The organism is uncultured Flavobacterium sp. (genome assembly GCF_937967675.1).
GTDB lineage: Bacteria > Bacteroidota > Bacteroidia > Flavobacteriales > Flavobacteriaceae > Flavobacterium.
In genome coordinates, this window is the sequence record NZ_CALBSN010000195.1 from 1 (window position 1) to 7,513 (window position 7,513).

Below are 7,513 nucleotides of genomic sequence, written 5' to 3' on the forward strand. Positions count from 1 at the left end.
TTAATTCTTTTAGTTCAATATCTTTTCCGTCTTGATTGGTCCATTTTTCAGGCAAGTTGTAAATTGATAAATCGGTTATTGGTTTATCTTTTATGTCTTGTTTTTCCTCTTTTGAATTGCATCCAATTAATAAAAGGGAAGCAATTACGAATAAAATTAGCTTTTTCATGTTTTTTTTGTTTAATTGAAAACTCAATTAGCGATGTTTTTGGCACATCGGAAACCTAAATTTTTTGTTGTGTAGTTTGCTTTTATACTGCCTCGGAAAGCGTAACGCATAAAAGCGGCATAATTCATTAAATCAGTAGCATTGACAGAACCACTTCCGCAGAACAAATCTTTATCGGTATCTTTATCTTTTCTGGATTCTCCTGATAAAAAAATGCTATTGAAATCGAAAGTCCATTCCCAAACCAATCCGTGCATATCGTAAACGCCCCAGTAATTCTTGAATGTTTTACCTACGGAATTGTTGTAGGTTTTATTTTTTTCGTACCAACTCAAGATGTATTTGTTGAATTCTTCTCTAGTTCTGGCGTCTTTTCGTTTTTCATCTGCCATAGCTACATATTCCCATTCATCTAAAGTGGCTAATCTTTTACCTTGACATTCGCAGTATTCTTTTGCAGCAAACCATGAAATATTAGTCACTGGCGCATTGGCATTTAATTGTCCGAAACTTAAGTCGCCACTCCATTCTGATAAATAAGTTGTATTGGCAAAAAGGCGTTTGATTTTTGATTTTCTGTAATTCGGATTTTTTTTCAAAAATTCTAAATATTGTTGATTCGTAACCGGATATACATCTAACAAAAAGGATTTAATGAACACTGGTTTCTTATCTGTTGTTCCATATAACGGAACGTAACTCCCTGCTCCAATGGTTACCATATCTTTGGGTACCTGAGAAAAAGAAATGGAAACCCAAGATAATAAAATTAGGCAGTAGTGAAATCGTTTCATAAATTGAGCTTCCATTCTTCAGTTTGTTTATTGTTTATACTTATTTTTTACCTCTTTGTGCTTTTACCATAGCAGGAGTAACTTTTGTATTGTTATTTCCCCAACTGCTGTAAACATAAGTCAGTACATCCGCTACTTGTTGGTCGCTTAATCCTTGACTAGTCATCGCACTATTGAATTTTTTGCCATTTACAGTAATAGGTCCGCTTAATCCGTTTAATACCACTTTAATGGCTCTGTTAACATCTTTATTTAGGTAATCAGATTTTGCTAAAGGAGGAAATGCGTTTGGAATTCCTTGTCCGTTTGCCTGATGACATGCGATACATGTTTTACTAAAAATTGCTTTTCCTTTATTTACATCCTGAAATGCCACTACTTCAGATGTTTTAGTTGTTGGTAATTTAAAACTGATTAAAGTTCCGGTTATGATAAGTGCGATGGCACTCAATACTATTTTTTTCATTTTGTGTTTATTCTATTTATATTTAATTAATGCATTTCTTTTGCTTTTGGAGCTGGTTTTGCTCTTTGTGTTTTAACCATTTCTGGAGTTACTTTGGTTTTGTTGTTACCCCAACCGTTGTACACATATGTTAAAACATCTGAAATTTCTTGATCGGTAAGGTTTTGACTCGTCATTACCGAATTGAATTTTTTACCATTTACTGTAATTTCGCCACTTAATCCATGAAGAACTGCATTGATTGCTCTGTTTGGATCTGCATTTAAGAAATCAGATTTTACTAATGGAGGGAAAGCACCAGGAATACCTTGACCTTCTGATTGGTGACAAGCAAAACAAGTTCTTCCATAAATATTTTTACCATCGGCAATTTGTTGGTCTAATGTTTTGTTTACCACTACTTCTTTTCCATTACCTGATTTTGGCATCGTTTGAATAGTTCCTCCTTCTGGGTGATAAATACCTTCTTGCGTTGTACCTGAGTAAATTTTAGCATTTTCAGCACCTTCTACTTTTAACATTCCTAATGCTCCTTTGTTGAACGCTCTGAAGATGGAGTGATCCACTAAAATGAAAGTTCCTGGAACATCTACTTTAAACTCTACAATTGCAGAACCACCAGCAGGAATTAATGTTGTTTGAACATTTTTATTGATTGCATCTCCACCTTCAATATGAACTCTGTCGAAAATCTCTCCAATAACGTGGAACGAAGAAACTAAATTTGGTCCACCGTTACCCATGTAAATTCTAACGGTTTCACCCACTTTAGCTGTTAACGCTTTGTCACCAGTTAAAGCACCAACTTTACCATTAAAAACTACATAATCAGGATGTTCATCAACGGCTTTTGTCATGTCGAAAGGTTGCATTCCAGGTTCTCCATTTTTTCCTTTGGTATAAAAATCACCTTGCATTACGTAGTATTCTTTATCTACTGGAGGTAAACCACCTTCTGGTTCCACCAAAATTAATCCGTACATCCCGTTTGCAATGTGCATCCCTACAGGAGCTGTAGCACAGTGGTACACATATAATCCTGGATTGATACATTTGAAATTAAAAGTTTTTTCATGTCCTGGCGCTACTAAAGAAGAAGCAGCTCCACCTCCAGGACCTGTAACGGCGTGTAAATCGATATTGTGAGGCAATTTGTTGTCTGGGTGATTTTTCAAAGTAAATTCTACTTCATCACCTACTCTAGTTCTAATAAAACTTCCTGGTACACTACCTCCAAAAGTCCAGTAAACATATTTAACACCGTCGGCCATCTCACCTTCGATTTCTTTAATTTCCATGTTTACAATTAATTTTTTAGCAGGACGATCTCCAACAGGTTTTGGTACAAATGGAGGCGCTGTTAATTCTGCAATCATTTCATCACCAACAGAGATATCAGCATAGTTGGTTGTTGAGTCACCGTTCTGTTTACATGCGATACTTGCTGCACAAGCCACACACAATACAAGAACTTTTTTAATAAAATTACTCATGGTAGAAAAAATTAGTTTTAAATATTGGTTTCAATAATAGTTTCGTTACTATCATTTTTTTAGGTCAAAATTAAAGGACAAAAACATCCTTTAATATGATAAAAATCATGTTTCGAAAAAAAATTAAAAACTTAATAAAATAAGGTTTTGTGAAAAATATTCAAGTCTGAATACACTAAAACTCTAAAAAAAATAAGAAATAGATTTAAATTAAAAAAAACTCAAATTTTAACATAAACTGCATTTTTTCTACAGCAATTTATTTGATCATTATTTTTTTATTTGCGGCGTTTTAAAATAGTATTAGCAAGACATATATTATTTAATCAATTCCAGGTTATATAATTCCGTTTTTTTAATATGATTTTAAATTATAAACTAATGAATAATATATAAATCTATGAATTGTAAGACCTACTATATGTTAATTGCAAGTTTGTTAGCAGTTACATTATTACAAGCCCAAGACATTTTATGGGAACATTCCTATGGTGGAAAACACGCTGAATTTTTATATGATGCTCAATCAACAGCAGATTATGGTTTCATTCTAGCTGGAAGTTCTATCTCTAGCAAAAATGGGAATAAAACAGAATCAAATAAAGGAGACCTTGATTACTGGATTTGGAAAATGGATGAAAAAGGAACTCCCGAATGGCAAAAAAGTTTTGGTGGCAATGGTGTTGATTTACTACAAAGTATAAGAATCACAAATGATGGTGGATTTATTTTAGCTGGAACATCAACTTCTTCAATTAGTGGAGATAAAAAAGATGAAAGTAAAGGATTGGAAGATTTTTGGATAATTAAATTAGATGCTAAAGGTCAAGAATTATGGCAAAGGACCATTGGTGGATCAGGCCAAGATATACTTTTGAGTATAGCCCAAACAAAGGACGGAGGCTACATTTTAGGTGGTTCTTCAAGCTCTAATAAATCTGAACCTACTGATAAAGGAATCGTTGATAAATATGGTAAGCAAGAAGATTCTAGAGGGGGTATGGATTATTGGGTGGTTAAACTTGATAGTAAAGGGGAAATAGAATGGGATAAAACCATTGGTGGAAAATACAAGGATGAATTAAAAAGTATTGAACAAACAAAAGATGATGGTTTTATATTAGGAGGATATTCTAATTCGCCTGAGTCAGGGGAAAAGTCTCAAAAAAGTTTTGGTTTTAGTGACTATTGGGTTTTAAAATTAGATAAAGAAGGAAACATCCAGTGGCAAGAAACAATTGGGGGAGATAAAGATGACAACCTATTTGCCTTAACTCAAACTAATGACGGTGGCTATATAATTGGTGGAAATTCAAATTCAGGAGCAACACATTCAAAAACAAAATCAAATAAGAATGGAACAGATTTTTGGATAGTAAAAATTAATGAGGTTGGTAGCATTGAATGGCAAAGAACCTACAATTTTGGGAAATATGATGTCTTAACTTCAATAGTTGAAAATCGAGATGGGACTTTTTTAATAGGAGGTTATGCCCAATCAGAGGCTAAATCTAAGATAGGAAAGTCTGATAAAGAAGGAATTAATGACTACATAGCTTTAAAACTTAAAGTAGATGGAGATATAATTTGGAAACAAACTTTTGGAAGTAAGGGGGATGAAGTATTAAAAAAGCTATTTGAAACAAGAGATGGCGGATATATTCTAGCTGGAACCTCTAAAGGAGAAGTTTCAAGAGATAAAAATTCAAATATTGGCGGAAGTGATTTTTGGGTAATAAAACTCGGAGACAAGGACAAAAAGAAAATAGAAAAAGAAATTATAGAAGCGATTCCAAATCCAGCTCAAACTTTTACCAATGCTATTGTGGGATATGATTATAAAAGAGGAACTGCAACCCTTTTTGATTTAAGTGGAAGAAAAATTCATTCGGTTAAGATATTTGGAGAAAGAACAATACCATTTGATTTAAGTACACTTCCTCAAGGAATTTATGTAATTGAGGTAAAAACCGATACCAGTACAGATGGTGTTAAAGTAATTAAAAACTAATTAAAATATTTTTAGAATGATACAAAAAATGAAGACAATATTTCTTTTTTTAAGTTTTAGTATAGGTTGTGCGGCTCAAGAAATTAGCACAGACCTTCCCGTATTTTCGCCACAAACACCCACAACAAACGATCTAGGCAAATATGGTGAAGTACAGGTAAATGAATCATCTGGAACTATTTCTCCAACTATACCATTGTTTACATACAAGGCTGGAGGATTTGAATTACCATTATCCTTAAATTATTCTGGTAATGGGGTTAAAGTAAACCAAGATCCAACATGGGCTGGAATCAATTGGAATATAAATCCTGGAGGGGTTATAACAAGAACTGTTAATGATTTGCCAGATGAAATAACGGCAACTCAAAATAGAATTTATCTCTCGGAGCAAGAATTAGATGCAAAAACTGGAGTAAGACAATTACAAACGCAATCAGAGTTTGAAGATTTAGATAAAAATACTGAATGGTACATTTTTATGGATTATTTAACTAGAGTTCAAGTAGATTCAGAAATTGATGTATTTAATTATAATTTTTTAGGGTATTCAGGTAGTTTTTACTTAGATGTGAATAATAATGTTCATTTTATAAAATATGATAAAGAGTTAAAAATTAGTTTTCAATTTGTTCAAGGAAATAAAAGCTATTTCATAATACAAACACCTAATGGTGATACATATTATTTTGGAGGACAAAATGCTTCTGAATCATCTAGAACTTGGGTCAATAATGGAGCTGGTTCAACAACAAATATTCAGTTTGCTCAAAACTCTTTTTATTTGTACGGCGTTGTTTTGTATAATGGAGTAAATATTAATTTCAATTATGAGAATGTAATAAGAAGTTGTGATTTTTATAATATTGGAATTGTTGAAACAGCTTCTGTTGCTTTTCCTTTAGGTAATCACCCATGTAATAAATCAAAAAAGGATCTGATGAACCAATTAGAGAGTATTGTTCATTTGAAAGAAATTACTAATAATTTAACAAATGAAAAAGTAGAATTTAACTATTCTTATGAAGGTAAATGCAATAGATTAATTAAACTTAATTCAATTACATTTAGTAACAATAATCAACAATTAAAAAAAATCAATTTACTTTTTTTTAATAGTAATAATGAACCTGATCAAGCATCAAATGATTTTAAAGATGATGATAAATTTTTCTTGCAAAAAGTGGAGTTTTATGGAAAATCGAATACTTTTTTATACGATTATCAGTTAACCTACACTACACCTGAATTATTTCCATCTAAAAATTCATTTGCTCAAGATGATTTAGGGTATTATAATGGTAAAAATTCAAACACTACGCTTTTACCAATAACGAATAATAATTTGTTAAATGAGAATTGCTTTTTTGGACTTGCCGACAGAGAAGCAGATTTGACAGCTTCTTTAATTGGTTCTTTAAAAAGTATTCAATATCCAACAAAAGGAAAAATGGAATTTGAGTATGAATTGCCATATAAAGGAGAACAGGATATTATAAACAAACATTATGTCACTGTTTATTACAGAGATGAAAATCGTAATAATACATCATTATTGTCAAAAGTGTATTATCCAAATAATTTACAACCTATTGTTTTTAACTCAAATAAAACGATTAATATAGGGTTAGATGTAATGGCTAAAGGACCTTTTTCACATCAAAATAATGTGAAAATTGAAATTTTCAAAAAGGTAGGAACAAATTGGGTTGTCCAGGAAACAAAACAAAAATACATTACAAATTCAGAGAATACGACGATTAATCATCAAGAATATTATTCTATAGATTTACCAGCAGGAAGTTATTATTTTAAAGTTTCATTAGTTCTTGTGGCAGCTGGACTTGAAAATTCTGTGGTAGCTAATACAACTCTATATTTACCGCAAGGTACCAGACCTGTTTTTTATCCAGGTCTTAGGATTAAGAAAGTTATCACATTTGATGATAATAACAATACGAATGTCACTAGATATTATTACAACGAGTTGGATAAAATAAATCAGGAAACTTTTGTTTTTAATCCTAAATATGTACAAACTGTTCCTACTCTTGATTGCTCAAATATTTATTCCGTTTTTTTCGATGTCTATAAACTCAGCCCTAATAACCTTAACAATATTTACAATACTGACATGGCTGGCTCAACTTACAAATATGTTACCGTTAGTTATGGTGGAGACAACTTTGAAAAAGGAGGAAAAGAACTTACTTTTCACAAAAACGCAAATACAATTCCAAAATTCTATTCTACACATCCAAAAATGACATCAAATCATGAAATTTATTCTTATGGTTATTATCTTGTTGAAAATGAATTATTTCCCCGCTATGAATTGCAACGTGAATTAGATTTGAATGCAGTTTTTGATGTAGGAAATAACGACTCATATCAAAATTCTATTCTTAAAAAAGAAAGATACTTTAATTCTAGCAAAAAAAATGTAAGTGAAAAAATTCATAATTACGAAGGAATAGAGCGTAATGTTAAAAATAATATTAAGATAGTAAACTTAATTAATACTCTGGATATGCAAATAAAAAGTACAGTTTAAGTTAAGCGACATTTTTGTAAATGCTG

At 31.6% G+C, this 7,513-nt stretch carries 4 protein-coding genes and 1 pseudogene; 2 read left to right on the forward strand and 3 right to left on the reverse strand.

Annotation, left to right across the window (positions count from 1 at the left end):
- Nucleotides 1-192: 192 nt before the first annotated feature.
- From Q0075_RS12835 to nirK, 3 genes and pseudogenes are all read right to left on the reverse strand, one after another.
- Nucleotides 193-963 carry a formylglycine-generating enzyme family protein gene (locus Q0075_RS12835; RefSeq protein WP_297869857.1) on the reverse strand — a complete coding sequence of 257 codons (771 nt, stop codon included), beginning with the start codon at nucleotides 961-963 and terminating at the stop codon, nucleotides 193-195.
- A gap of 40 nt (nucleotides 964-1,003) precedes the next feature.
- A pseudogene (locus tag Q0075_RS12840) lies at nucleotides 1,004-1,315 on the reverse strand (cytochrome c); the annotation flags it as partial.
- Between the two features lie 140 nt (nucleotides 1,316-1,455).
- Nucleotides 1,456-2,922 carry a copper-containing nitrite reductase gene (gene nirK, locus Q0075_RS12845; protein ID WP_297869854.1) on the reverse strand — a complete coding sequence of 489 codons (1,467 nt, stop codon included), beginning with the start codon at nucleotides 2,920-2,922 and terminating at the stop codon, nucleotides 1,456-1,458.
- Between the two features lie 400 nt (nucleotides 2,923-3,322).
- Here nirK and Q0075_RS12850 point away from each other — a divergent pair, with 400 nt between their 5' ends.
- Entirely contained in the window at nucleotides 3,323-4,933 is a 1,611-nt protein-coding gene (locus Q0075_RS12850) for a T9SS type A sorting domain-containing protein (RefSeq protein WP_297869855.1), read from the forward strand.
- A 28-nt stretch (nucleotides 4,934-4,961) separates the two neighbouring features.
- Nucleotides 4,962-7,487 carry a hypothetical protein gene (locus Q0075_RS12855; protein WP_297869856.1) on the forward strand — a complete coding sequence of 842 codons (2,526 nt, stop codon included), beginning with the start codon at nucleotides 4,962-4,964 and terminating at the stop codon, nucleotides 7,485-7,487.
- Nucleotides 7,488-7,513 lie beyond the last annotated feature (26 nt).